At 65.0% G+C, this 24,311-nt stretch carries 21 protein-coding genes and 1 pseudogene; 11 read left to right on the top strand and 11 right to left on the bottom strand.

Annotated features, from left to right (window positions below; genetic code table 11):
- Window positions 1-349: 349 nt before the first annotated feature.
- From RTI28_RS04565 to RTI28_RS04540, 6 genes are all read right to left on the bottom strand, one after another.
- A complete protein-coding gene (locus RTI28_RS04565) occupies window positions 350-1,687 on the bottom strand; it encodes an OprD family porin (protein ID WP_316919328.1) in 1,338 nt (445 codons plus the stop codon).
- 203 nt (window positions 1,688-1,890) lie between these two features.
- Window positions 1,891-2,115, bottom strand: coding sequence for a hypothetical protein (locus tag RTI28_RS04560; RefSeq protein ID WP_316919327.1), 225 nt, complete (start codon window positions 2,113-2,115; stop codon window positions 1,891-1,893).
- 276 nt (window positions 2,116-2,391) lie between these two features.
- A complete protein-coding gene (locus tag RTI28_RS04555) occupies window positions 2,392-3,774 on the bottom strand; it encodes a heavy metal sensor histidine kinase (RefSeq protein WP_316919326.1) in 1,383 nt (460 codons plus the stop codon).
- Complete coding sequence (locus RTI28_RS04550) at window positions 3,749-4,423, bottom strand: heavy metal response regulator transcription factor (RefSeq protein WP_042120913.1); 675 nt, start codon at window positions 4,421-4,423, stop codon at window positions 3,749-3,751. The genes RTI28_RS04555 and RTI28_RS04550 overlap by 26 nt, the downstream gene beginning before the upstream one ends.
- Window positions 4,424-4,432: 9 nt before the next feature.
- Window positions 4,433-7,549, bottom strand: coding sequence for a multidrug efflux RND transporter permease subunit (locus RTI28_RS04545; protein ID WP_316919325.1), 3,117 nt, complete (start codon window positions 7,547-7,549; stop codon window positions 4,433-4,435).
- Window positions 7,546-8,715, bottom strand: a complete 1,170-nt coding sequence (locus RTI28_RS04540) for an efflux RND transporter periplasmic adaptor subunit (RefSeq protein WP_316919324.1) — start codon at window positions 8,713-8,715, stop codon at window positions 7,546-7,548. The genes RTI28_RS04545 and RTI28_RS04540 overlap by 4 nt, the downstream gene beginning before the upstream one ends.
- Before the next feature lie 232 nt (window positions 8,716-8,947).
- On the opposite strand from RTI28_RS04540, the pseudogene RTI28_RS30225 reads away from it, so the two are divergent.
- Together RTI28_RS30225 and RTI28_RS04535 are read left to right on the top strand one after the other, a co-directional pair.
- Window positions 8,948-9,229 (top strand): annotated as a pseudogene (locus tag RTI28_RS30225) (PAS domain-containing protein); the annotation flags it as partial.
- 153 nt (window positions 9,230-9,382) lie between these two features.
- On the top strand, window positions 9,383-10,531 hold the full coding sequence (locus RTI28_RS04535) for a methyl-accepting chemotaxis protein (RefSeq protein ID WP_410478956.1): 1,149 nt from the start codon (window positions 9,383-9,385) through the stop codon (window positions 10,529-10,531).
- A 9-nt stretch (window positions 10,532-10,540) separates the two neighbouring features.
- On the opposite strand, the gene RTI28_RS04530 is transcribed toward RTI28_RS04535, so the two are convergent.
- From RTI28_RS04530 to norR, 4 genes are all read right to left on the bottom strand, one after another.
- Window positions 10,541-11,311: a YkgJ family cysteine cluster protein gene (locus RTI28_RS04530; RefSeq protein ID WP_316919322.1), complete on the bottom strand. Its 771-nt coding sequence runs from the start codon at window positions 11,309-11,311 to the stop codon at window positions 10,541-10,543.
- Complete coding sequence (locus tag RTI28_RS04525) at window positions 11,290-11,433, bottom strand: hypothetical protein (RefSeq protein ID WP_316919620.1); 144 nt, start codon at window positions 11,431-11,433, stop codon at window positions 11,290-11,292. Before RTI28_RS04525 ends, RTI28_RS04530 begins: the two co-directional genes overlap by 22 nt.
- Before the next feature lie 202 nt (window positions 11,434-11,635).
- Window positions 11,636-12,535: a chemotaxis protein gene (locus RTI28_RS04520; protein WP_316919321.1), complete on the bottom strand. Its 900-nt coding sequence runs from the start codon at window positions 12,533-12,535 to the stop codon at window positions 11,636-11,638.
- 87 nt (window positions 12,536-12,622) lie between these two features.
- Window positions 12,623-14,170, bottom strand: a complete 1,548-nt coding sequence (gene norR / locus RTI28_RS04515) for a nitric oxide reductase transcriptional regulator NorR (RefSeq protein ID WP_316919320.1) — start codon at window positions 14,168-14,170, stop codon at window positions 12,623-12,625.
- 159 nt (window positions 14,171-14,329) lie between these two features.
- Between norR and hmpA the strand changes: the two genes are divergently transcribed.
- From hmpA to RTI28_RS04470, 9 genes are all read left to right on the top strand, one after another.
- Window positions 14,330-15,511: an NO-inducible flavohemoprotein gene (hmpA, locus tag RTI28_RS04510; RefSeq protein ID WP_316919319.1), complete on the top strand. Its 1,182-nt coding sequence runs from the start codon at window positions 14,330-14,332 to the stop codon at window positions 15,509-15,511.
- A 296-nt stretch (window positions 15,512-15,807) separates the two neighbouring features.
- Window positions 15,808-16,314, top strand: coding sequence for a disulfide bond formation protein B (locus RTI28_RS04505; protein WP_316919318.1), 507 nt, complete (start codon window positions 15,808-15,810; stop codon window positions 16,312-16,314).
- Between the two features lie 560 nt (window positions 16,315-16,874).
- Entirely contained in the window at window positions 16,875-17,831 is a 957-nt protein-coding gene (gene cyoA / locus RTI28_RS04500; RefSeq protein WP_316919317.1) for a ubiquinol oxidase subunit II, read from the top strand.
- A gap of 3 nt (window positions 17,832-17,834) precedes the next feature.
- Window positions 17,835-19,853 (top strand): cytochrome o ubiquinol oxidase subunit I, encoded by a 2,019-nt coding sequence (gene cyoB, locus RTI28_RS04495; RefSeq protein ID WP_316919316.1) that lies wholly within the window; start codon window positions 17,835-17,837, stop codon window positions 19,851-19,853.
- Between the two features lie 3 nt (window positions 19,854-19,856).
- Window positions 19,857-20,480 carry a cytochrome o ubiquinol oxidase subunit III gene (cyoC, locus tag RTI28_RS04490; RefSeq protein ID WP_042120901.1) on the top strand — a complete coding sequence of 208 codons (624 nt, stop codon included), beginning with the start codon at window positions 19,857-19,859 and terminating at the stop codon, window positions 20,478-20,480.
- A complete protein-coding gene (gene cyoD / locus RTI28_RS04485) occupies window positions 20,481-20,819 on the top strand; it encodes a cytochrome o ubiquinol oxidase subunit IV (protein WP_316919315.1) in 339 nt (112 codons plus the stop codon).
- Window positions 20,820-20,830: 11 nt separating this feature from the next.
- Window positions 20,831-21,718: a heme o synthase gene (gene cyoE, locus RTI28_RS04480; protein ID WP_316919314.1), complete on the top strand. Its 888-nt coding sequence runs from the start codon at window positions 20,831-20,833 to the stop codon at window positions 21,716-21,718.
- A gap of 339 nt (window positions 21,719-22,057) precedes the next feature.
- Window positions 22,058-23,290, top strand: coding sequence for an alanine transaminase (gene alaC, locus RTI28_RS04475; RefSeq protein ID WP_316919313.1), 1,233 nt, complete (start codon window positions 22,058-22,060; stop codon window positions 23,288-23,290).
- Window positions 23,291-23,462: 172 nt separating this feature from the next.
- Window positions 23,463-23,822, top strand: a complete 360-nt coding sequence (locus tag RTI28_RS04470) for a YkgJ family cysteine cluster protein (protein WP_316919312.1) — start codon at window positions 23,463-23,465, stop codon at window positions 23,820-23,822.
- Between the two features lie 4 nt (window positions 23,823-23,826).
- On the opposite strand, the gene RTI28_RS04465 is transcribed toward RTI28_RS04470, so the two are convergent.
- Window positions 23,827-24,306, bottom strand: a complete 480-nt coding sequence (locus RTI28_RS04465; protein ID WP_316919311.1) for a DMT family transporter — start codon at window positions 24,304-24,306, stop codon at window positions 23,827-23,829.
- Window positions 24,307-24,311: the final 5 nt, after the last annotated feature.

Raw genomic sequence — 24,311 nt, 5'->3', positions numbered from 1 at the left:
GCGAAGGTGCCTGGGCGTCGGTTGGGCCGGAAAATGGGTAAAACCCTCCGCCGGCGACAGGACAGGCTGTTCCGGGGGCGGTTCTGGTGATGGAAATCCATTACGGCCGCGAGCGAGGGGCCCGAGCGGCGGCGGGTATTCTAGGTGGGGGCGGATTGTAGGACAAGATGTGTGTGGCGGGGGCGGATGTGCGGTAGGGCGATCGCTCGACACATCCTCTACTCGTAGGAGCGTGGCTTGCCCGCGAAAGGACCGCCTAGCGGTCCCTGGCAGCAATGAAGTCCGGGACCGCCATGCGGTCCTTTCGCGGGCAAGCCACGCTCCTACGAGAGCAGGGTGCAGCTTCGATTCAGAAGACGTTCAGCGGATACTCGACGATCACCCGGTACTCGTCGACATCGTTGTCCACCGCCGAATACCCCTGGCTGCCCCGATGGGCGGCCCAGCGCAGGCGCACGGTGAGGTCCTTGAGCTGGCTGTCCTGGAAGGTGTAGGCCAGGTCGACATCCCGCTCCCAGTGCCGGGCGTCGTTGCCCTCGGCGCTGTACCAGTGGCCATAGCCGCTGCTGTTCGGATCGACCTTGCTCAGGTCCAGCTCGCCCCGCGAGTACGACAGCGCGGTGGTCAGCCCCGGCAGGCTGACGCCGGCGAAGTCATAGGCGTACTTGAGCTTCCACGAACGCTCGTTGGGACCGTTGAAGTCCGAGTAGATCTGCGAGTTGTCCAGGTAGATGCTGTCGCCCTGGTTGATGTAGTCGAACGGCGTGTTGCCATTGACCCGCTGGTACACCGCGGTCACCGAGTGGAAGCCGACGTTGACCGCGAAGTGCAGGCTGTAGGTGTTGTTGTCGATGTGCCCGAGCAGGCGCTCGCCGGTGTCCTGGGTGTGGTAGTAGTGCAGGCCCGGATTCAGGCTGACCAGGTCGTTGAGCTGCCAGGTGTAGTCGAGGTCGAAGTAGTACTGGTTCCAGATGTCCTTCAGCTCGGCGGCGTACAGGTTGCTGCTCAGCCCTTCGACCGGCGTCCAGGCCGCGCCGGCCCAGTTCAGGTGGCGGCTGTCGCGGTCGTCGGCGAGCCTGCCATAGAAGGTGTCGATACGGCGGTGGCCACTCTGGTTGTAGGGCTTGGTGAAGCTGGCCTGGCCCGCTTCGAGCATCAGGTGCTCGACGCTGGTGTTGCTCAGGCTCACGCCGCGGAAGGTCTGCGGCAGCATGCGGCTTTCGCCGCCGGCGATCACCGGGTTGCTGAGGAACAGGTCACCGGCGCGCAGCACGGTGTCGAAGGCACGCAGCTTGACCGACGCACCGGCGCTGGAGAACTGGTCCGGGGCCTTGCCGTAGTCGTAGCCGTCCTTGCCCGGGCTGTTGATCGGCAGAATGCTGGAGCCCGCGGTGCCGCCACCGCCATCCAGTTTCAGGCCGAGCATGGCGTAGGCGTCGAGACCGAAGCCGAGCGTGCCCGGGGTGAACCCCGATTCGAACCTGCCGATGAAGCCCTGGCCCCATTCGCGGTTGTCGCGCACGTCGGGCAGCAGCTGGTTGCGATTCAGGTAGTAGTTGCGCGCGAGGACATCGAGGCTGGCGCCTTCGATGAAACCTTCGGGTTTTTCGTCTTCGGCCTGGGCGTGGAACGGCATCGTTGCAGCCATTGCAACGAAAAGCGGGGTGAAACGGGCTGTGAATGTCACCGTGATGAACTCCTTGAGGTGCTGTCGGCGGCAGTTTCAATACTGCGAACGGGTTTTTTCTTGTAGGGGACCGGCCGTATTCCGGTACTTTTCACCAGGCAAAAAAAAGCCGCTGACGAGCAGCGGCTTTCAATGACAAACGCGCCAGGGGAAAAGTCACCAGCGCGAAAGTCGAGGGAAAAACAGGAGCGGGGTGCCGAGGATCAGCTGTCTTTGCTGTCACTCGCGTTTACCTTGGATGCTGTCTGCTCCGAGCCTTTGACAGCGTCCTGCGATTGCTTGGCAAAGGCTTCGCGGGACTGCTCCATGGCGGCTTGATGGCGGCTGGTCTGGGCGACGAAGGCCTGGGACTCTTCGGCCATCGCCAGCGGCGAAAGCAGGATGGAGGACAGAACGAAAACGCTGGCAATACCCATGCTGTTGGACATTTGGAACAACCTTCCTGCGGGGCAGGTATCTGTTTGGTGTGTCCAAATTAATCGTTAGCAAGCGAACGAAAAAGCCTGTTTTTCGAGATGCACTGTTGCAGGAAAGGTAATAGTCGCGCAAAGCCGCTGTTTAGAGCACTGCGGCCTGTAGGAGCGCGGCTTGCCCGCGAAAGGACCGCATAGCGGTCCCGGTTCCTGATCTACAGACAGACCATGCACATGGGAACCGGGACCGCTATGCGGTCCTTTCGCGGGCAAGCCGCGCTCCTACGGGGTTCAGGCAGGCAGGAGAATGCCGAAGGTATTGGCGCCGGCCTGGCTGCGCACGAACACACTGCCGCCATGCATCACGGCGATGGCCTTGACGATCGCCAGTCCCAGCCCGTGATTGCTGCCGCCGCTGTTGCTGCGCGCGGCGTCGACCCGGTAGAAGCGCTCGAACAAGCGCGCCAGGTGCTCGTCGGCGATGGCCGGGCCGGGGTTGCTGACGGCGATGCGGATCTGCCCGTCCTGGCTGTCGATGCCGATGTGGATGACCTGCTGCGGGGCGGTGTGCTGCACCGCGTTGTTGATCAGGTTGATCAGGGCCCGGCGCAGGTGGGCCTTTTCGATGCGGGCCTGGGCGTCGCCACTGACCTCGACCCGCACCTGGGCGTCTTCGAGGATGTAGTCGAGGTAGTCGAGGGTGGTCGCCACCTCCTCGGCCAGCGAGGTGCTGATCAGCGCCGTGGCCTTGCTGCCCTGGTCGGCGCTGGCGAGGAAGAGCATGTCGTTGACGATGCTGCGCAGGCGCTCCAGCTCCTCCAGGTTCGACTGCAGGACTTCGAAGTAGTGTTCGGCGCTGCGCCCGCGGGTCAGGGCGACCTGGGTCTGGCCGATCAGGTTGGTCAGCGGCGAGCGCAGTTCGTGGGCCACGTCGGCATTGAACGCCTCCAGCCGCGTGTAGGCCTGGTCGACCCGCTCCAGGGTGGCGTTGAAGGCCTGGGCGAACTGTTCCAGTTCCGGCGGCAGCGCCGATACCCGCAGGCGCCCGCTCAGGCGTGGCGGCGCCAGTTGCTGGGCTTCGGCGGAGAGCTGGCGCAACGGCCGCAGGCCGATCCGCGCCACCCAGTAGCCCAGCACCGAGGCCAGCAGCACGCCGACCACCGCCAGGCTGACCAGGGCGATCAGCAGGGTACGCTGGGTATTCCAGAAGGTGTCGGTGTCGATGCCGATGAGAAAGCGCAGCGGCGGGCGTTCTTCCAGGGCCGGCAGCTCGCTGAGCATGATCTTGAACGGGTAGGGGTTGTCCGCCAGGTACACGTCGCGCATGCCGGGCCGGCCTTCGGCGAGGTGACGGATCAGGGCGTCGGGATGGCCGTATTCGTACCGGCTGTCGCCGCTCACCACCCAGAAGCGGATGCGCCGGTCTTCCTCGCCGAGCAGGTCGAGCTTGCGGGTGATCTTGCCCCAGTGCTCCTGGTTGCCGAAGCGCATCAGCGACGACTCCAGCACGCTGTAGCGCGCCTCCAGTTCGGCCGAGGGCAGCAGGTCGAGGCTGCGGTCGACCTGCTTGTACAGGGCCCAGCCGATCAGCAGGAACACCAGCAGCGCCACCCCGGTGAACAGGGCGCTGAGGCGCAGGGCCAGGGAGTTAGTGCGCACGGCTTTCCAGGACATAGCCCATACCCCGGATGGTGTGCAGCAGTTTGCTTTCGAACGGGCCGTCGAGCTTGGCGCGCAGGCGCTTGATCGCCACTTCGACGACGTTCGCGTCGCTGTCGAAATTGATGTCCCAGACCAGCTCGGCGATGGCGGTCTTGGACAGGATCTCGCCCTGGCGCCGGGCCAGCACGCTGAGCAGGGAGAATTCCTTGGCGGTCAGGTCGAGGCGCTGGCCGGCACGGCTGGCCTTGCGGCTGATCAGGTCGACCCAGAGGTCGGCGACCTGGATCTGCACCGGCTCGTGGCCACCGCTGCGGCGGGTCAGGGCCTGCAGGCGGGCGACCAGTTCGAGGAAGGAGAACGGCTTGCCGAGGTAGTCGTCGGCGCCCTCGCGCAGGCCGTGGATGCGGTCTTCTACCCGTTCGCGGGCGGTGAGCATGATCACCGGGGTCTGCTTGCGTGCGCGCAGGGCGCGCAGCACGCCGTAGCCGTCGAGGCCAGGGAGCATGACGTCGAGGACGATCACCGAGTAGTCGCCTTCCAGCGCCAGGTGCAGGCCCTCGATGCCGTCCCGCGCCAGGTCCACGGTGAAGCCCTGTTCGGTCAGGCCGCGGTGCAGGTAGTCGGCGGTCTTTTCTTCGTCTTCGATAATCAGCACGCGCATGGTCGGCTCTCAGTTCTCTATAGGCCGGGGCGCCGGGGCAGCGCGCTGGCGCCGGTGGAACAGGCGCTCCAGGGCCAAGTATATGACCGGGGTGGTGAACAGTGTCAGGGCCTGGCTGACCAGCAGCCCGCCGACCACGGCGATGCCCAGCGGCTGGCGCAGTTCGGCGCCGGCCCCGGCGCCGAACATCAGCGGCACCGCGCCGAGCAGGGCGGCGAGGGTGGTCATGATGATCGGCCGGAAGCGGGTCAGGCAGGCCTGGTGGATCGCTTCTTCCGGGGTCATGCCCTGGTTGCGCTGGGCATCGAGGGCGAAGTCGATGAGCAGGATGCCGTTCTTCTTGACGATGCCGATCAGCAGCACCACGCCGATCAGGCCCATGATGGTGAAGTCCTCGCCCCACGCCCAGAGCAGGGCCAGGGCGCCGAGGCCGGCCGGGGGCAGGGTGGAGATGATGGTCAGCGGGTGGACGAAACTCTCGTAGAGCACGCCGAGGATGATGTACACCGCCACCAGTGCGGCGAGGATCAGCCACGGCTGGCTCGACAGCGAACTCTGGAAGGCCTGCGCCGCACCCTGGAAGGTACCGCTGATGGAGGCCGGCATGCCCAGCTCGCGCTGGGTCCGTTCGAGGATGTTCACCGCGTCGCCGAGGGCCACGCCGGGGGCCAGGTTGAACGACAGGTTGGCGGCGGGGAACAGGCCGTCGTGGGCGATGGACAGCGGTCCGGTGCTCGGCGCTTCGACCCGGGCCACGGCCGCCAGCGGGACCATTTCGCCGCTCAGCGGCGAGCGCAGGTAGAAGTAGTTGAGGCTCTCGGCGCGCCCACGCTGGCGCGCGTCCAGTTCGAGAATCACCTTGTACTGGTTGGTTTCGGTCTGGAACTCGCTGATCTGGCGCTGGCCGAAGGCGTCGTAGAGCGCCTGGTCGACATCGCTGGTGGTCAGGCCGAAGCGCGCCGCGGCCTGGCGGTCGATCACGATGCGGGTGACGCTGGCCCCCAGTTGCAGGTCGTTGGACAGGTCGCGGAAGGCCGGGTTGGCCTTGAGCCGTTCGGTCAGGCGTTGGGTCCACAGGTTCAGCGCCGGGCCGTCGTTGCTCTTGAGCACGTACTGGTACTGGCTGCGGCTCGGCCCGGAACTGAGGTTGATGTCCTGGCCGGCGCGCAGGTAGAGGACCACGCCGGGGACCCTGGCCAGTTTCGGCCGCAGGCGGTCGATCAGCTCGCTGGCGGACACGTCGCGCTCGCCGCGCTCCTTGAGCGAGATCCAGAAGCGCCCGTTGGCGATGGTCTGGTTGCTGCCGGTGACCCCCACCGCATGGGAGAAGGCGCGCACCGCGGGATCGGCGCCGATGATCGCGGCCAGGGCCTGGTGCTTGGCGATCATGTCCGGGTAGGACACGTCGGCGGCGGCCTCGCTGGTGCCGAGGACGAAACCGGTGTCCTGCACCGGGAAGAAGCCCTTGGGAATCAGCACGTAGCCGACCACTGCCAGCGCGGTGCTGAGGCAGAACACCCCGAGCATCAGGCGCTGGTGGGCCAGGGCCTTGTCCAGGGCGCGCTCATACCCGCCGAGCAGGCGCTCGCCGAAGCCCGGCTTGCGCTCCTTGCCGTGGGCCGGGGCGTTCATGAACAGGGCGCACAGGGTTGGCGCCAGGGTCAGCGAGACCAGCACGGAAATCAGGATGGTCGAGGTGGCGGTCAGGGCGAATTCCTTGAACAGCCGACCGACCACGCCACCCATGAACAGCAGGGGAATGAACGCCGCGACCAGGGAGAAACTGATCGAGACCACGGTGAAGCCGATTTCCCGCGCGCCTTTCATCGCCGCCTCGCGACGGCTGTCGCCGGCTTCCAGGTGGCGGTGGATGTTTTCCACCACGACGATGGCATCGTCGACCACGAAGCCCACGGCGATGACGATGGCCACCAGGGTCAGGTTGTTCAGGCTGAAACCGAACAGGTACATCAGGGCGAAGCTGGCCACCAGCGACACGCCGAGCACCGCCGAGACGATCAGGGTCGCCGACAGCTGGCGCAGGAACAGCGCCATCACCGCGATCACCAGCAGCACGGCGATGGCCAGGGTCAGTTCCACTTCGTGCAGCGAGGCGCGGATGGTCTGGGTACGGTCCTGCAGCACCGAGACATCGATCGTGGCCGGCAGCATCTCCTGCAGGCGCGGCAGTTCGGCGTTGACCCGGTCCACGGTGTCGACGATGTTCGCCCCGGGCTGGCGGAAGACCACCAGGTTGAGGCCCTGCTGCTCGCCGGACCAGGCCTTGGCGTAGGCGTTCTCGGAGCCGCTGATGACCTTGGCCACGTCCTTGAGCTGCACCGGCGCGCCGTCGCGGTAGGAGACGATCAGCTGCGCGTACTGCTCGGGATGGAACAACTGATCGTTGGTGGCCAGGGTCGACACGCTGCTGGCGCCGTACAGCGCGCCCTTGGCCAGGTTGAGGCTGGTCTGCTGGATCGCCAGGCGCAGGTCGGCGAGGGTCAGGCCGATGGCGGCGAGCTTGTCCGGCTGCGCCTGCACGCGGATCGCCGGGCGCTGCTGGCCGATGATGTTGACCAGGCCGACGCCGTCGATCTGGCTCAGTTGCCGGGCCAGCAGGGTTTCCGCGTAGTCGCTGAGTTCGTTGGCCGGCATCTGCGCGGAGCTGACGCTGAGGATCAGCACCGGGCTGTCGGCCGGGTTGACCTTGCGCCAGGTCGGCGGGCTGGGCATGTCCTGGGGCAGGCGCGCGGTGGCGGTGTTGATCGCCGCCTGGACTTCCTGGGCGGCGGTGTCGATGTTCTTGTCGAGGGTGAACTGCAGGGTCAGGTTGGTGGAGCCCAGGGCACTGCTGGAGGTCATCTGGGTCATGCCGGGGATGGCGCTGAACTGCACCTCCAACGGGGTCGCCACCGACGAGGCCATGGTTTCCGGGCTGGCGCCGGGCAACTGCGCGGTGACCTGGATGGTCGGGAAGTCCGCCTCCGGCAGCGGTGCCACCGGCAGCCGCGGGAAGGCGACCACGCCGAGCAGGACCAGGGCGAAGGTCAGCAGCAGGGTGGCGACGGGACGATCGATGCACCAGCCGAACAGGCCCTTGCTGCCATTGGGCAGGGCGGCGTTCATGGCCGGGCGCTCGCGGCGACGTCTTCACCGGCGGCGGGCGCGGCCTCGAGGACTTCCACATGCGCCCCGGGCTTGAGCCGCGACTGGCCGTCGGCGACCAGGCGGTCGTTGGCCTCGACGCCGCTGATCACGTTCAGCTTGCTGTCCTGGTAGAGCACCTTGACCGGCACTGCCTCGGCCTTGTCGCCTTTGACGCGATAGACGAAGTGCTGGTCGACGCCCTGGCGCACCACGCCGGGCGGCACCACCAGGGCGTTGCGCTCGATGCCGGTCTGCACGCGCAGGGTCACCAGTTGCCCGGGCCACAGGCGTGCGTCGGGGTTGGCGAACGTGGCCTTGGCGCGCAGGGTGCCGGTGCCGGCGGCGATCTGGTTGTCGATCAGGCTCAGGCGCCCCTCGCCGAGCAGCGTGCCGCCGCTGTCGCCGTCGCCTTCCAGGTAGGCCTGGATCGGCGCCGGCTGGTTGCTGGCAGTGAGTTGCTGCAGGGTCGGCAGCCATTGCTGCGGCACCGAGAAGTCCACGTTGATCGGGTCGAGGCGGGTCACGCTGAACAGGCCCTGGGTGTCGCTGCTGCGCACCAGGTTGCCCTCGTCGACATTGCGGATGCCGACCCGGCCGCCGACCGGCGAGAGGATCCGGGTATAGGACAGCTGCACCTCGGCGGCGGCGATATTGGCCTGGTTGCCCAGCAGTGTGGCCTTGAGCTGGTCGACCAGGGCCTGCTGCTGGTCGAGGGTCTGCCGCGAGATGCCGTTGTCTGCGCTGAGCAGGCGATAGCGCTTGAGGTCGGTCTGCGCCACCTGCAGTTGCGCCTGGCTTTGCCCGAGCTGGGCGCGGGCCTGGTCGAGGCTGGCGCGGATGGCGCGGTCGTCGAGGGTGGCCAGCAGGTCGCCCTGCCGGACGGTCTGCCCTTCCTGCACGGCAATGCGCGTCAGCACGCCCTCGACCTGCGGCCGGATCACCACGCTGTGCAGGGATTGCACGGTACCGATGGCGCTGAGAAAGCGCGGTACGTCCTCGCGCTGCACGCTGATCACGCTGACCGGCACGGCACTCGCCTGAACGGGACGGGCGGCTTGCGGGCGCTGGCCGACGAACCAGGCGGCGGCGCCCAGAAGGACAATGGCGAGCAGGACAAGCAGCGTTCGGGGGCTGGAGATTCGCATGCGTCAGGATGGCCGGGCAGAAGTGGCAGACAGGGCTTGTACCCATATATATAGGAGCGACACGGTCAGCAGCGTGACCGCTACCTGTCACGGCTGTCAGTTGCCTTTACCACTGGATGAGTGGTGCTGGCAATAGGCCTTTATGCTGCTCTGGGTCAAGGTTCCGGCAAGGGGGCAAACGTAGTATTTCCGCCCTGCTTTATACCCCCACCCGAACGACGAGCGCCTCTCGATGAAGAGCAATCTGCCTGTGACCGGTCGAAATGTGGATTACCCCGTGGATGCGAACATCCTCTCTACCACGGATCTGACGAGTGCCATTACCTACGCCAACGACGAGTTCATCCGGATCAGCGGGTTCTCCCGCGATGAACTGCTCGGCAGCGCGCACCATATCGTGCGCCACCCGGACATGCCGGCGCAGGCCTTCGAGCACATGTGGCAGACCCTGAAGCAGGGCCGTTCGTGGATGGGGCTGGTGAAGAACCGCTGCAAGAACGGCGACCATTACTGGGTCAGCGCCTTCGTCTCGCCCATCACCAGTCACGGCCAGACCGTGGAATATCAGTCGGTGCGGACCAAGCCGACGCAGGCCCAGGTCGAGGCCGCCGAGCGTCACTACGCCGACTTGCGCAATGGCGAACGCAGCCTGCGCGAGCGGCTGCCGATGCTGGGCATGGGCGCGCGCCTGAGCCTCGGGCTGGGTGGGCTGCTCGCCGTGGTGCTGGGGGGCAGCCGCCTGCTGCTGCCCGAGTTGCCGTACCAGGGCGCGCTGGAGTGGCTGACGTTCGCCGGGCTTGGGGCGCTGCTGATCCGCCATACCCTGAACCCGCTGGAGCAACTGCGCCGTCGCGCCCGCAGCATCGCCGACAACCCGTTGAGCCAGCGCCTGTACACCGGCCGGCGGGATGCCGTGGGGCAGATCGAGTTCGCCCTGCAGATGCTCGAAGCACAGATCGGCGCGGTGGTCGGGCGCATCGGCGACACCTCCAGGCGCCTGGCCGGGCATACCGCCGACCTGGCCAGCCATCTGCAGCACAGTCACACCACCACGGTGGGGCAGCAGGGCGATGCCGACCAGGTCGCCGAGGCCATCCACCGCATGGCCGCGCGGGTCGCCGAAGTGGCCGACAGCGCGCAGCAGGCCTCGAAGGCGGCGGACCAGGCGGAAGGCGAGACCCAGGTCGGTCATCAGTTGGTGGACCAGAGCCGCAGCACCATCCTGCAACTGGCCAATGCCCTGGCCGAAGCCACCGAAGTGGTGCACACCCTGGAAAACCACAGCGAGGAAATCTCCGGGGTGCTGGAAGTTATCCACAGCATCGCCGAGCAGACCAACCTGCTGGCCCTGAATGCCGCGATCGAGGCGGCGCGGGCGGGCGATCATGGGCGCGGCTTCGCCGTGGTGGCCGACGAGGTGCGCGGGCTGGCCCAGCGCACGGCGCAGTCCACCGGCGAGATCCAGCGCATGATCACGGTGCTGCAGAGCGGCGCGCGGGATGCGGTGGTGGCGATGCAGCAGAGCAGCAGCCATGCCGGGCAGAGTGTCGAACAGGCGCAGCACGCCACCCAGGCGCTGCACGGCATCAGCCAGCGGGTCAACCAGATCAGCGAGATGAGCATGCAGATCGCCGCGGCGGTGGAGCAGCAGAGCCTGGTCAGCGAAGACATCAACCGCAATATCATCAGCATCCGCGAGGCCAGCGAGCAGAGCGTCAGCGCTGGCCAGCGCGGTCATTCCACCGCCAGCGACGTGGCCGGCCTGGCCGAAGACCTGCGCCGCCTGGCCGAGGAGTTCTGGTGCCGGCGCCAATAGCGCGGCGGCTCAGAACCCGATGAAACTGTAGTGCCCGGCGCTGGTGCCGGTGATCCTGGCCCCTGCCGAGTCCAGTTTTCCGGCAAGGTCGCCATCCTCCACATGCACAGCCCAGGCGGCGAGTGGCGCATGCCGGTCGCCGGCGGTCGCCAGCATGGCCTGGCGCAGCGCCGTGGTGTCCGGCAGGTAGGCGGTGAAGCCGTTGCCTTTCAGGGCGCTGGTGTCGATGCCCAGGCGCTGGCAGATCAGCGCCTTGTCGCGGATATCGTCGCGGTCGGCCTGGCGTGAACGCTCGATCAGTTCCAGCAGTTTCGGGTCGACCACGCGCTCGCGATGGATCAGGGCTTCGCCGTGGTCCCAGGCTTCCGGCGGGCAGTCCTTGGCCTCGGGGCGCAGCGGAATGTGCGGGTTGATCTCCATCGGATAGATGCGGCAGACCAGCGGCCGGCGCTCGTAGATCAGGCAGCGCAGATCGGCGTCGAGATTGCGGCAGGGGCCGGGGTTGAAGGCGGCGAAGGTGATGGCAACGAAGATTTCCGTGGTCCCGCAGGGCACCGCGCAGGAGCGCCGGCGGGCATGCTCGTGTTGCGCGGCGGGCAGGCCCAGGCCGTTGTCGAGAAACGCTTCGACCAGGACGATGACCTGGCCACCGTCGTCGACCCACTGCCGGGCTTCGTCCAGGGTCAGCGGGACATGGTGGCCGGTGCAGCATTTGCCGCAGCCGGTGCAGTTGAAGTGAAGCGTCTCGGCGGTGCTGTTCACGGCGTGCCCGGGGTCCATTCAGTGACGTAGGCGGTCTTCTGCCGGCGGTCGTAGAGGCACAGCTCGGTGCCCTTGCGGTTGTTCATGTGCTTCTGCGGGTAGCGGCCTTGCAGGAGCAGGGCGAGGATGGACGCTTTCATGGAAGGAAGTGGCTCCCGCGGAATGAGGGCTGATTATGCCTGACGATGCCCCGCGCATCTCTTTTTGTAGGAGCGTGGCTCGCCCGCAAAGGACCGCGCCAGCGGTCCCAGACCTCACTGCTATCCGGGATCGCTGCGCGGTCCTTCGCGGTGGTTCGTCACACGACAAGCCACGCTCCTACGGAGTAGGGCACGCCGGCAGTCAGCGCTCGGTAAAGGCCACCGTCCGCGCCGCCACGATCAGGCAATCGGTCAATTCCGGCGAGGAGAACTTGGTCAGCACCGCGTTCGCGCCCGCTGCCTTGGCTTTCTCGCTGTTCATCGCGCTGTCCAGCGAGGTGTGCAGCAGCACGTACAGGTGCTGGAAGTCCGGGCTCTCGCGCAGGCTGCGGGTGAAGGCATAGCCGTCCATCTCCGACATCTCGATGTCCGAGACCACCACGTCGATTTCCTGGGCGGTGCCCTGCAGGTCCAGGAGCACCGCGATGGCGTCCTTGGCGCTGCGCGCGGTATGGCATTCCAGGCCGAGCCCGCGCAGGGTGTAGATCGACTGCTGCAGGGCAACCTGGCTGTCATCCACCACCAGTATGTTGGTCGCCGCCAGTACCGCCGCGTCCTCTTCGCTGAGCTGCGCCGGGGCATCGTGATGCTGGGCCGGGGTGATGGTGTGGATGACCTTTTCGATGTCCAGCACCTGCACCAGGGTGTCGTCGATGCGGGTCACGCCGGTGATGAAGGATTTTTCCCCCGAGCCGTAGGGCGGCGGACGGATATCGGTGCTCTTGCAATGCACGATGCGGCTCACCGCCTGGACATGCAGGCCCTGCTTGGAGCGGCTGATATCGGTGACGATCAGGCAGCCGCCGTTGGGATCGGCCAGTGGCCGCTCGCCGATGGCGCGGGACAGGTCGATCACCGGCAGTGGGTTGCCGCGCAGGGTCGCGACGCCTTTGACGTGAGGGTGAGCCTCGGGCAGGCGGGTCAAGGGCGGACAGGGAATGATCTCGCTGACCTTGAGCAGGTTGATCGCCATCAGCTTGCCGCTGCGCAGGGTGAACAGCAGCAGCGACAGCGAGTCCGCGCGAGCTTTTTGCGAGAACATAGAAACCTTCGTGGCAGTGAGTGATGAATTCCAGGGCGTGTCCCGGGTTATCGACCCGAGCGCGCAACGCTTTAGCCTATCAGCAAATCAGCGCAGGCCAAGCCGGCGCGCCAGGCGCGCGAGGTTGGCACGGTCCAGGCCGAGTTCGCGCGCGGCGCTGGCCCAGTTGTGCTGATGCCGTTCGAGGCACTGGCCGATCAGTTGCCGCTGATACTGGTCGAGCGCCTGGCGCAGGTCGCCGTGAGCGGGCGGCGCGGTTGCGCTGGCGGTCGCGGTCGGCGCCTCGGGGGCGGCACCCGGCAGGTCGAGGTCGTGGCTGTCGAGGGTGAGGATCCGCGGCCGATCCTGGTGCTGGCCGAGGGCCTTGAGCGCCGAGCGACCGATCAGGTGTTCCAGTTCGCGCACGTTGCCCGGCCAGTCGTAGGCCAGCAGCGCGGCCTGGGCCTCGGGGCTCAGGCGCAGGCTGTTGAGGCCCATGCGCGAGCGGTTCTGTTCGAGGAAGTAGCCGGCCAGCAGCAGCACGTCGCGGCCGCGCTCGCGCAGGGCCGGCACCGGCAGCGGGTAGACGCTGAGGCGGTGATAGAAGTCGGCGCGATAACGCCCGGCGCGGACCTCTTCGGCCAGGTCGCGGTTGGTGGCGGCGATCAGGCGCACGTCGACGCGGTGTTCCTGGTCCGAACCGAGGCGCTGCAACTGCCCGCTCTGCAGGACCCGCAACAGCTTGGCCTGGACCACCAGGGACAGTTCGCCGACCTCGTCGAGAAACAGCGTGCCGCCATTGGCCAGCTCGAACTTGCCGCGGCGCTCGCCCACCGCGCCGGTGAAGGCGCCCCGCACATGGCCGAACAGCTCGCTTTCCACCAGGGTGTCGGGCAGGGCGGCGCAGTTGAGGCTGATCAGCGGCTTGTCGGCGCGCGCCGAGGCCTGGTGGATGGCCTGGGCCACCAGCTCCTTGCCGACCCCGGTTTCCCCGGTGATCAGCACGGTCAGGTCGCTGCCGCCGACCAGGCGGGTCTCTTCCAGCAGGCGCTTGTGCGCCTTGCTCTGGCCGATCAGTTCGCGGACCTGCTGGCCGCTCGCCTGGCGATAGACCTCGGCGCGCTGGTGCTCGTCCTCGGCGCGCAGGGCCAGGCGCTCGATGCGCCGGGCGACGTTGACCGTGGCCGCGGCGAGGCTGGCGAAGGCCTGCAGGGCATCCAGTTCGACCTGCTGGAAGCTCTCTGGCGACAGCGCGTCGAGGGTGATCAGGCCCCACGGACGCTCGTCGACGAACAACGGGCAGCCCATGCAGTCGTGGACTTCCAGGTGCTGGTGCAGGCCTTCGACCAGGCCGTCGTAGGGATCGGGCAGCTCGCTGTCGCTGGCGAAGCGGGTCGGGCCGCTGCGGCTGAGCAGGGCGGCGAAGCGCGGGTGCTCGCTGACCCGGAAGCGCCGGCCGAGGGTGTCGGGACTCAGGCCGTCCACCGCCAGCGGCACCAGCCACTCGTCATCCAGGCGCAGCAGGGCGGCGGCATCGCAAGGCAGCAGGGCGCGCATGGCTCCGAGCAGGCGACGATAGCGCTCGCGTTCGGGCAGGTCGCGGGACAGGTCGCTGACCAGGGGCAGCAGGGCGGTGAGCAGGGGCTTTGCGGTCATAATGACTCCTTCGGGTCTTTATGACTCTATCAGTTTTCAGGTCAATTTGACTCTACTGGTCTTCAAGACCCTGATTTCATTGGTGTTAAGGGTTGGCACGCTTCCTGAAATGACTCTTTCAGTATTTCACCAGAAGCCGACAGGCTCAGGAGTCGTTTCATGTTGACCGCCGAAGACCGTGCAATCATCAAGGCCACCGTTCCGCTGCTGGAAAGCGGTGGTGAAGCCCTGACCACGCATTTCTACAAGATGATGCTCAGCGAGTACCCCGAGGTCCGTCCACTGTTCAACCAGGCTCACCAGGCCAGCGGCGACCAGCCGCGCGCCCTGGCCAACGGCGTGCTGATGTACGCCCGGCACATCGACCAGCTGGAGCAACTGGGTGGCCTGGTCGGGCAGATCGTCAACAAGCATGTGGCCTTGCAGATCCTTCCGGAGCATTACCCGATCGTCGGTAGCTGCCTGCTGCGCGCCATCGAGGAAGTGCTGGGCAGCGACATCGCCACCCCCGAGGTGCTGAAAGCCTGGGGTGCGGCCTATCAGCAACTGGCCGATATCCTCATCGGTGCCGAGGAGGGCATGTACCAGGAGAAGGCACAGGCCGCGGGTGGCTGGCGTGGTGCGCGGGCGTTCCGCCTGGTGGAGCGGGTCGAGGAGAGCGCCGAGATCGTCTCCTTCTATTTCGCCCCGGTAGATGGCAAGCCGGTGCTGGTGGCCGAACCGGGTCAGTACATCGGCCTGCAGTTGCTGATCGATGGCGTCGAGCAGCGTCGCAACTATTCGCTGTCGACCCTGGGTGACGGTCGTCTGTACCGCATCAGCGTCAAGCGCGAGGCCGAGGGCAAGGTCTCCAACTACCTGCATGACCAGCTCAAGGTCGGCGACAGCCTCAACCTGTTCCCGCCGGCGGGCGACTTCACCCTGGGCGCGAGCGACAAGCCGCTGGTGCTGATCAGCGGTGGTGTCGGCATCACCCCGACCCTGGCGATGCTGGAAGCGGCGCTGGACAGCGGGCGCCAGATCCACTTCATCCACTGTGCGCGCAACGGCGCGGTGCATGCCTTCCGCGAGCATGTGGATGCCCTGGCGGCGCGCAATCCGCAGTTGAAGCGCTTCTATTGCTATGACGTGGATGACGGCACGAGCCTGCCGGGGGATGCCCTGGGGCAACTGAGCCAGGCGCAGCTGGACCAGTGGCTGCCGCAGGAGCGTGACCTGGATGCCTACTTCCTGGGGCCCAAGGGCTTCATGGCGGCGATCAAGCGCCATCTAAAGGCGCTGCGGGTGCCGGAAGGGCAGAGCCGCTACGAGTTCTTCGGGCCGGCTGCGGCGCTGGAGTAACCTTCGACAGTCGGGGCCGCTTTGCGGCCCTTTCGCGGTGGTTCGTCACACGACAAGCCACGCTCCTACGGGGATTCACCGCCCTGCGTAGGCGCGTGGTTTGTCCGCGGTTCCGATTCCCCCGTTCATTAATCCTCCTTTAATCCGCCCAAACTTCACTCTCTCCCCGCGCCTGGCTTTTCACGCGGACTTCACTTCTGTTTCATGGTCTGCCTGTAGACTTTCCGCCGGCGCACGGTCATCTTGTGCGCCCCGCGAATTTCGCGCGGCCGAACCACTGAGTGAAGGGAATGCCAATGAACGAGCAATCACAGCGCCTGAACCGCGAACGGCGCTTTCTGGTCCTGTTGGGCGTGATCTGTCTGGCGCTGATCGGTGGCGCCCTGTACATGCAGATCGTCCTCGGCGAGGCACCTTGCCCGCTGTGCATCCTGCAACGCTACGCACTGCTGCTGATCGCCCTGTTCGCCTTCATCGGCGCGGCCATGCCCGGCAAGCGCAGCCTTACCCTGTTCGAGGTGCTGGTGGTGCTCAGCGCCCTCGGTGGCGTCGCCGCCGCCGGCAACCATGTGTACATCCTCGCCAACCCGGCGGTCAGTTGCGGCATCGATACCCTGCAACCGATCGTCGACGGACTGCCGCTGGCCTCGGTCCTGCCGCTGGTGTTCCAGGTCGACGGTTTCTGCTCCACGCCATACCCACCTGTATTGGGACTTTCCCTTGCACAATGGGCACTTGTAGCATTCGTCCTGACCGCGATCCTGGTGCCGCTGGGCATCTGGCGCAACCGTCGTCGGGGTTAGACAAAAGTCCTGTTTTGACGCAAGCCCCTTGTGCGGCGAGATTTCCCACAACGCACACAGGGCGATTGACTTGCGTCAACCCGCAGCCCTTGTAGTACGGGCGTTTCAGAGCTAGTGGAGCGGGTGCGACAAACTGTCGCGAAACTGATTTTTTACCTGAGATTATTACACTTTCTGTAAAAGACTGTTGCTCAATAAGTCATAGTCAAGGGGGGGCGACCTATCTACAATCGCCCCCAATTTCCGTTCGGCACTGCTTGCTAAGTCGCAGTTTCAAAGGCCCCGAGGCCTTTTTCGCTGACTTCGACGAGCATCGCCCGCGGCGATGCCGGGCTGACTCCCCTCCGTGATTTTCCGCACCAAATGGACTTGGTCTGAAATACAGGCCTGTTGCCCACGAAGTCAGAACAATAACCACGCACCACCCAAGGTTCATGCCGAGCAGCGTCGCTTCTCAAGGTATGACCTTATTCGCCCGTAAATGCTGACACTTGGCAGGACGAAGTGTTGGCGACCAAAACACAAATTGCATTGAAGCAAGCTGATCTAGAGGTCGTGAGATGAGTAAAAAGCGTTACCCCAGACTGTTTGGCATTCTGCCCTTTTTAGGCATGCTTTTACTCAGTGGGTGCAACTGGACCCTGCTCGACCCGAAGGGCCAGGTCGGCATTGAGCAAAAGAACCTGATCCTGATCGCCTTCGGCCTCATGCTGCTGGTGGTCGTTCCGGTCATCTTCATGACCCTGGCGTTCGCCTGGAAGTACCGCGCTTCCAACAAGGCCGCCAAGTACACCCCGGACTGGTCGCACTCGACCAAGATCGAAGTGGCGATCTGGACCATCCCGGTCCTGATCATCATCGCCCTGGGTGTCGTCACCTACAAAACCACCCATGAGCTGGACCCGTATCGTCCGCTGGTTTCCGACGTGAAGCCGGTGCAGATCGACGTGGTCGCCCTGGACTGGAAATGGCTGTTCATCTACCCGGAACAAGGCATCGCCACCGTCAACAAGATCGTCTTCCCGGCCAACACCCCGGTGAACTTCCGCGTGACCTCCGATGCGGTGATGAACTCGTTCTTCATCCCGGCGCTGGGCGGCCAGATCTACGCAATGGCCGGCATGACCACCAAGCTGCACCTGATCGCCAACGAAAACGGCGAGTTCGACGGTATCTCGGCGAACTACAGCGGTGCCGGCTTCACCGGTATGAAGTTCAAGGCAGTCGCCACCTCCCAGGCCGATTTCGAGGCGTGGGTGAACGAAGTCAAGCAATCGCCAAAACAGCTGGACAAGGCTGAATACGAAGCCTTGGCCAAACCAAGCGAAAACAATCCAGTCGCGCTGTACAGCGTGGCGCCGGCCGACCAGTTCCAGTCCATCGTCGACAAGTACGAAGGCATGAACCGCGGCAAGCCGGTGGTACACGAGAAGGCCGAGCACAAAGCAGCAGCGGCCACTACCGGTACCGAAGGGATGGACGTGAGTATGCATTCAGCTGCCGGGGCAGAGGAGTAAGAGATGTTCGGTAAATTAAGTCTGGACGCGGTCCCGTACCACGAGCCGATAGTCATGGTGACCCTCGCCATGATCGCGCTCGGCGGTATCGCGTTGTTCGCGGCAATCACCTATTTCAAGAAGTGGACCTACCTCTGGTCCGAGTGGCTGACCTCGGTCGACCACAAGAAGATCGGCGTGATGTACATCATCGTCGCCATGCTGATGCTGATCCGCGGCTTCGCCGACGCGATCATGATGCGTACCCAGCTCGCGGCCGCCACCGGCGGTGCCGAGGGCTACCTGCCGCCTGAACACTATGACCAGATCTTCACCGCTCACGGTGTGATCATGATCATCTTCATGGCGATGCCATTCTTCACCGGCCTGATGAACCTGGCGCTGCCGCTGCAGATCGGCGCCCGTGACGTGGCCTTCCCGTTCCTCAACTCCCTGAGCTTCTGGCTGCTGGTGTCCGGCGTTGCGCTGGTCAACATCTCCCTGGGCGTCGGCGAGTTCGCCAAGACCGGCTGGGTCGCGTACCCACCGCTGTCGGGTATCCAGTACAGCCCGGGTGTCGGCGTTGACTACTACATCTGGGCACTCCAGCTGTCCGGTCTGGGTACGACACTGACCGGCGTGAACTTCCTGGTGACCGTGCTGAAAATGCGCGCACCTGGCATGAAGCTGATGGACATGCCGATCTTCACCTGGACCTGCACCTGGGCCAACGTGCTGATCGTCGCTTCGTTCCCGATCCTGACTGCTGCACTGGCTCTGCTGACCGTTGACCGTTATCTGGACTTCCACATCTTCACCAACGAGCTTGGTGGGAACCCGATGATGTACGTCAACCTGTTCTGGGCCTGGGGTCACCCCGAGGTTTACATCCTGATCCTGCCGGCCTTCGGCGTGTTCTCGGAAGTCACCTCGACCTTCACCGGCAAGCGCCTGTTCGGTCACCACTCGATGATCTACGCATCGGGCGCGATCGCGGTACTGGGCTTTGCGGTATGGCTGCACCACTTCTTCACCATGGGCTCCGGCGCCAGCGTCAACACCTTCTTCGGTCTGGCGACGATGCTGATTTCGATCCCGACCGGCGTCAAACTGTTCAACTGGCTGTTCACCATCTACCAGGGCCGTCTGCGCTTCACCGCGCCAGTCCTGTGGACCCTGGGCTTCATGGTCACCTTCTCCATCGGTGGCATGACCGGCGTTCTGCTGGCCGTTCCAGGTGCCGACTTCGTTCTGCACAACAGCCTGTTCGTGATCGCGCACTTCCACAACGTGATCATCGGCGGTGCGGTCTTCGGCTACATCGCGGGCTTCGCCTTCTGGTTCCCGAAAGCCTTCGGTTTCACCCTGAACGAGAAGTGGGGCAAAGCTGCCTTCTGGTTCTGGATCTCCGGCTTCTACGTGGCCTTCATGCCGCTGTACGCCCTGGGCTTCATGGGCATGACCCGTCGTCTGAACACCTCGGACAACCCTGCCTGGGAACCGTACCTGTACGTTGCCGTGGTCGGCGCCGTGCTGATCCTGTTCGGTATCGCCTGCCAGCTGATCCAGCTGTACGTCTCGATCCGCGACCGCAAGGACAACCTGGACGTGACCGGCGACCCATGGGGCGGCCGTACCCTGGAATGGTCGACTTCGTCGCCACCCGCGTTCTACAACTTCGCCACCATGCCTGAGAAAGTGGGCCTGGATGCCTGGCACGAAGCCAAGGAAGCCGGCGTTGCGTACAAGGTTCCGGCCAAGTACGAAGCGATCCACATGCCGAACAACACCTCCACCGGTGTGTTCATGGGCCTGTTCCTGACCATCTTCGGTTTCGCCTTCATCTGGCACATCTGGTGGCTGGTGGGTGTGAGCCTGTTCGCTACCGTCGCAGTCTTCGTTCGCCACGCCGCGCGTGACGACCAGGGCTACATGGTTCCGGCCGAGGAAGTGGCGCGCATCGAAGGTGAGCGCATGAAAGCTCTGGGCCTGGCCACCGGTGCGCCTGTCGGTGCACGTGTCGAATCGTTTGAGCGGGTTTAATCAATGTCCAGTCATGTAATCAACGCAGGTGCTCATGGTCACGACCATGGGCACGACGATCACCATCACGACAGCAGCGAGATGACCGTCTTCGGTTTCTGGCTGTACCTGATGACCGACTGCATCCTGTTTGCGTCGATCTTCGCCACCTACGCGGTGCTGTCCGGCAACTTTGCCGGCGGCCCGTCGGGTCATGACATCTTCGAGCTGAACTACGTACTGGGTGAGACCGCGCTGCTGCTGTTCTCCAGTATCACCTTCGGTTTCGCCATGCTGCAGATGTACAAGGGCAACAAGGCCGGCGTACTCGGCTGGCTGGCGGTGACCTGGCTGCTCGGTGCCGGTTTCATCGGCATGGAAGTCAACGAGTTCCACCTGCTGATCAGCGAGGGCTTCGGTCCTAGCCGCAGCGGCTTCCTGTCGGGCTTCTTCGCCCTGGTCGGTACCCACGGTCTGCACGTGACCGCGGGTCTGATCTGGATGGCGATCCTGATGTACCAGATCAACAAGCACGGCATCACCAACACCCACAAGACCCGCATGAGCTGCCTGAGCCTGTTCTGGCACTTCCTGGACGTGGTCTGGATCTGCGTGTTCACCGTCGTGTACCTGATGGGAGTTCTGTAAATGGCTAACGCACACAACAGCCACGGCCACGAAGAAGCCAACCACGGCAGCGTCAAGTCGTACGCCATCGGCTTCATCCTGTCGGTGATCCTGACCGTCATTCCGTTCGGCCTGGTGATGTACCCGACCCTGCCGAAGGACATGACCCTGCTGATCATCATCGCCTTCGCGGTGATCCAGATCGTCGTGCACCTGTACTACTTCCTGCACCTGGATGGCTCGAAGGCGGCACGCTCGAGCGTGACGTCGTTCCTGTTCACCGCGCTGGTGATCGCCCTGCTGGTCGGTCTGTCGCTGTGGATCATGTTCAGCATCCATACCAGCATGATGGCGAAGTGAGGTAAGGCGACATGTCCCTTAAGCACTACATTCAAATCACCAAGCCGGGAATCATTTTCGGCAACGTGTTGTCGGTAGCGGGCGGGTTCTTCCTCGCCGCGCAAGGGCATGTCGACTTCATGCTGTTCCTCGCCACGGTGATCGGTACTTCGCTGGTGGTCGCCTCCGGTTGTGTCTTCAACAACTGGATCGACCGCGACATCGACGTGAAGATGGAGCGCACCAGGAACCGCGCGATGGTCCAGGGTGCGATCTCGTCGCCCGTGGCACTGGCCTACGCGACCCTGCTCGGGGTCGTCGGCTTCGGCCTGCTGTACTTCAAGGCCAATGCCCTGGCAGCGCTGTGCGGCCTGATCGGCTTCGTCATCTACGTCGGCTTCTACAGCCTGTACCTGAAGCGCAAGTCGGTGCACGGCACCCTGGTCGGCAGCCTGTCCGGTGCCATGCCTCCGGTGATCGGCTACTGCGCCGTGAGCGGCACCTTCGACCTGGCTGCGCTGACCCTGCTGGTGATGTTCAGCCTGTGGCAGATGCCGCATTCCTATGCCATCGCGATCTTCCGCTTCAACGACTATCGCGCCGCGTCGATTCCGGTCCTGCCGGTCGCCCGTGGCGTGCAGGCGGCGAAGAAGCAGATCCTCTGGTACATCGTTGCGTTCATCGTCGCGACCCTGATGCTCACCGTCGGCGGCTACGCCGGCCTGGGCTACCTGGCGGTCGCGGCGGCCATGGGCCTGTACTGGCTGTACATGGCCTGGGGCGGCAACAAGGTGGCGGACGATCGTCTGTGGGCGCGCAAGGTGTTCGCCTTCTCCATCTTCACCATCACCGCGCTGAGCGTGATGATGTCGGTGGATACCCGCTCGCCTGCCGAAGTGCTGATGACCTACGTGCACTGAGCACGAACGGTTTGACGAAGACGCCCCGGAGCCGAGAGGTTCCGGGGCGTTTTTGTTTGCGCCGCGGGCCCTGTGGGAGCGGATTCATCCGCGATTGGGCGCGAAGCGGCCATAAAACCGGTATCCCGGGAGTGTCAGGCAGACTTGGGACCCAGGTTTTACGACGGCTGCGCCGCCGATCGCGGATGAATCCGCTCCCACACTGACCGAGGTGCACTTGCGAGCTTTCACGAAATACCTCTTTACATCCATCCCGGCCCAGCCCTACATTCTCCCTCGGTCACCGCAGTGGCCAACGTCGCTCGGACGGTTCCGGGCGCTTACGTCTCCGAGGAAAGCATGGCCGACAACAGCTCGCCGCGCCGTTTCGCGCGCATCGATCGTCTCCCCCCCTACGTCTTCAACATCACCGCCGAACTGAAGATGGCCGCGCGCCGTCGTGGCGAGGACATCATCGACCTGAGCATGGGCAACCCCGACGGGGCCACGCCGCCGCACATCGTCGAGAAGCTGGTGCAGGTCGCCCAGCGCGAAGACACCCACGGCTATTCCACGTCCCGAGGCATCCCCCGTCTGCGCCGCGCGATCTCGCGCTGGTACGAGGAACGCTACAAGGTCGAGATCGACCCGGAAAGCGAAGCCATCGTCACCATCGGCTCCAAGGAAGGCCTGGCTCACCTGATGCTGGCAACCCTGGACCACGGCGACACGGTGCTGGTGCCCAACCCCAGCTACCCGATCCATATCTATGGCGCGGTCATCGCCGGCGCCCAGGTCCGTTCGGTACCGCTGGTCCCGGGCGTGGACTTCTTCACCGAGCTGGAGCGGGCCATCCGCGAATCCATTCCGAAACCGAAGATGATGATCCTCGGCTTCCCCTCGAACCCTACGTCGCAGTGCGTGGAGCTGGACTTCTTCGAGCGTGTGGTGGAACTGGCCAAGCAGTATGGCGTGCTGGTGATTCACGACCTGGCCTACGCCGATATCGTCTACGACGGCTGGAAAGCCCCGTCGATCATGCAGGTGCCGGGGGCCAAGGACATCGCGGTGGAGTTCTTCACCCTGTCCAAGAGCTACAACATGGCCGGCTGGCGCATCGGTTTCATGGTCGGCAACCCGGAACTGGTCAGCGCCCTGGCGCGGATCAAGAGCTACCACGACTACGGCACCTTCACCCCGCTGCAGGTGGCGGCCATCGCCGCCCTGGAAGGCGACCAGCAGTGCGTGCGCGACATCGCCGAGCAGTACCGCCAGCGCCGCAACGTGCTGGTCAAGGGCCTGCACGAGATCGGCTGGATGGTCGACAACCCCAAGGCGTCGATGTACGTCTGGGCCAAGATCCCCGAGCAGTACGCGCACCTGGGCTCGCTGGAGTTCTCCAAGAAGCTGCTGGCCGAGGCCAAGGTCTGCGTATCGCCGGGCATCGGCTTCGGTGACTACGGCGACGACCATGTGCGCTTCGCCCTGATCGAGAACCAGGACCGGATCCGCCAGGCGGTTCGCGGCATCCGCCAGATGTTCCGCGCAGATGGCATCGAGCCGCCGAAAAGCCTGAAACCGGCCAAGGCGTAAGGCGCTGGCGAAAAGCCCGAAGTCCCCGCTGCAGGGGCGCTTCGGGCTTTTTTCATTCCGCTGGTCGGGCGCCGAACTTTCTTTTCTTCACCCCCTTCTCAACGGCGTGCCGTTGCATAGAATTGGCGACGGGATCCTCCCCATAACGACAATTCTTCCCCCTCCCGACACCATGTCCGATACCCATCCTTGCTTGACTTGCGGCGCCTGCTGCGCGCACTTCCGTGTCTCCTTCTTCTGGGGCGAATGCGCCTCGGCCGGGGGCTGCGTACCGGACGACCTGGTGGTGCAGATCACCCCGCACCGGGTGGCCATGATCGGCACCGACGCCAAGCCGGCCCGCTGCATTTCCCTGACCGGCGAGGTGGGCAAGGCGGTCGCCTGCAACATGTACGAACAGCGCTCGACCCCGTGTCGCGAGTTCGAGGCGTCCTGGGAAAACGGCGAGCACAACCAGCGCTGCGACGATGCCCGCGCGGCCCATGGATTGCCGCCCCTGCAGCCGTTCGAGTTCGGCTCCACCGCCGCCTGAACAGCTAGCGACTGGACGTGGTCCCCCACTGCACCACCAGCATCCCCACCACGATCAAGCCCACCCCGAGCAAGCGCGCCAGGTTCACCGGCCGCTCCGGCAGGCCCATCAAGCCCCACTGGTCGATCGCCAGCGACGACAGCACCTGCCCGGCGATCACGCAGACGATGAACCCCGCCGCCCCCAGCTTCGGCGTGAGGATCAGCGCCGCGGTGATGTAGGCCACCCCGGCCACGCCGCCGAACCACGTCCACCACGGCGCATTGGCCAGCGCGGCGAGGTGCGGCAGCGGCGCGCGCATCAGCCACAGCGCCGGCAGCACCAGCAGCACGCTCACCGACAACGACACCAGGGCCGCCCACAACGGATGACCGAGCAGGCGCCCGAGCGCGGCATTGCTCCCGGCCTGGAACGGCACGGCGGCACCGGCGAGCAGGGCGATCAGCGGCAGCAGCACGACGGCAGGGGCGAGGTTCAGATTCATGGCGG

Source organism: Pseudomonas sp. zfem002, from assembly GCF_032621685.1.
GTDB lineage: Bacteria > Pseudomonadota > Gammaproteobacteria > Pseudomonadales > Pseudomonadaceae > Aquipseudomonas > Aquipseudomonas japonica.
Note: the sequence above shows the minus strand (reverse complement) of the source record. Positions and strands in the feature narration are given on the sequence as shown.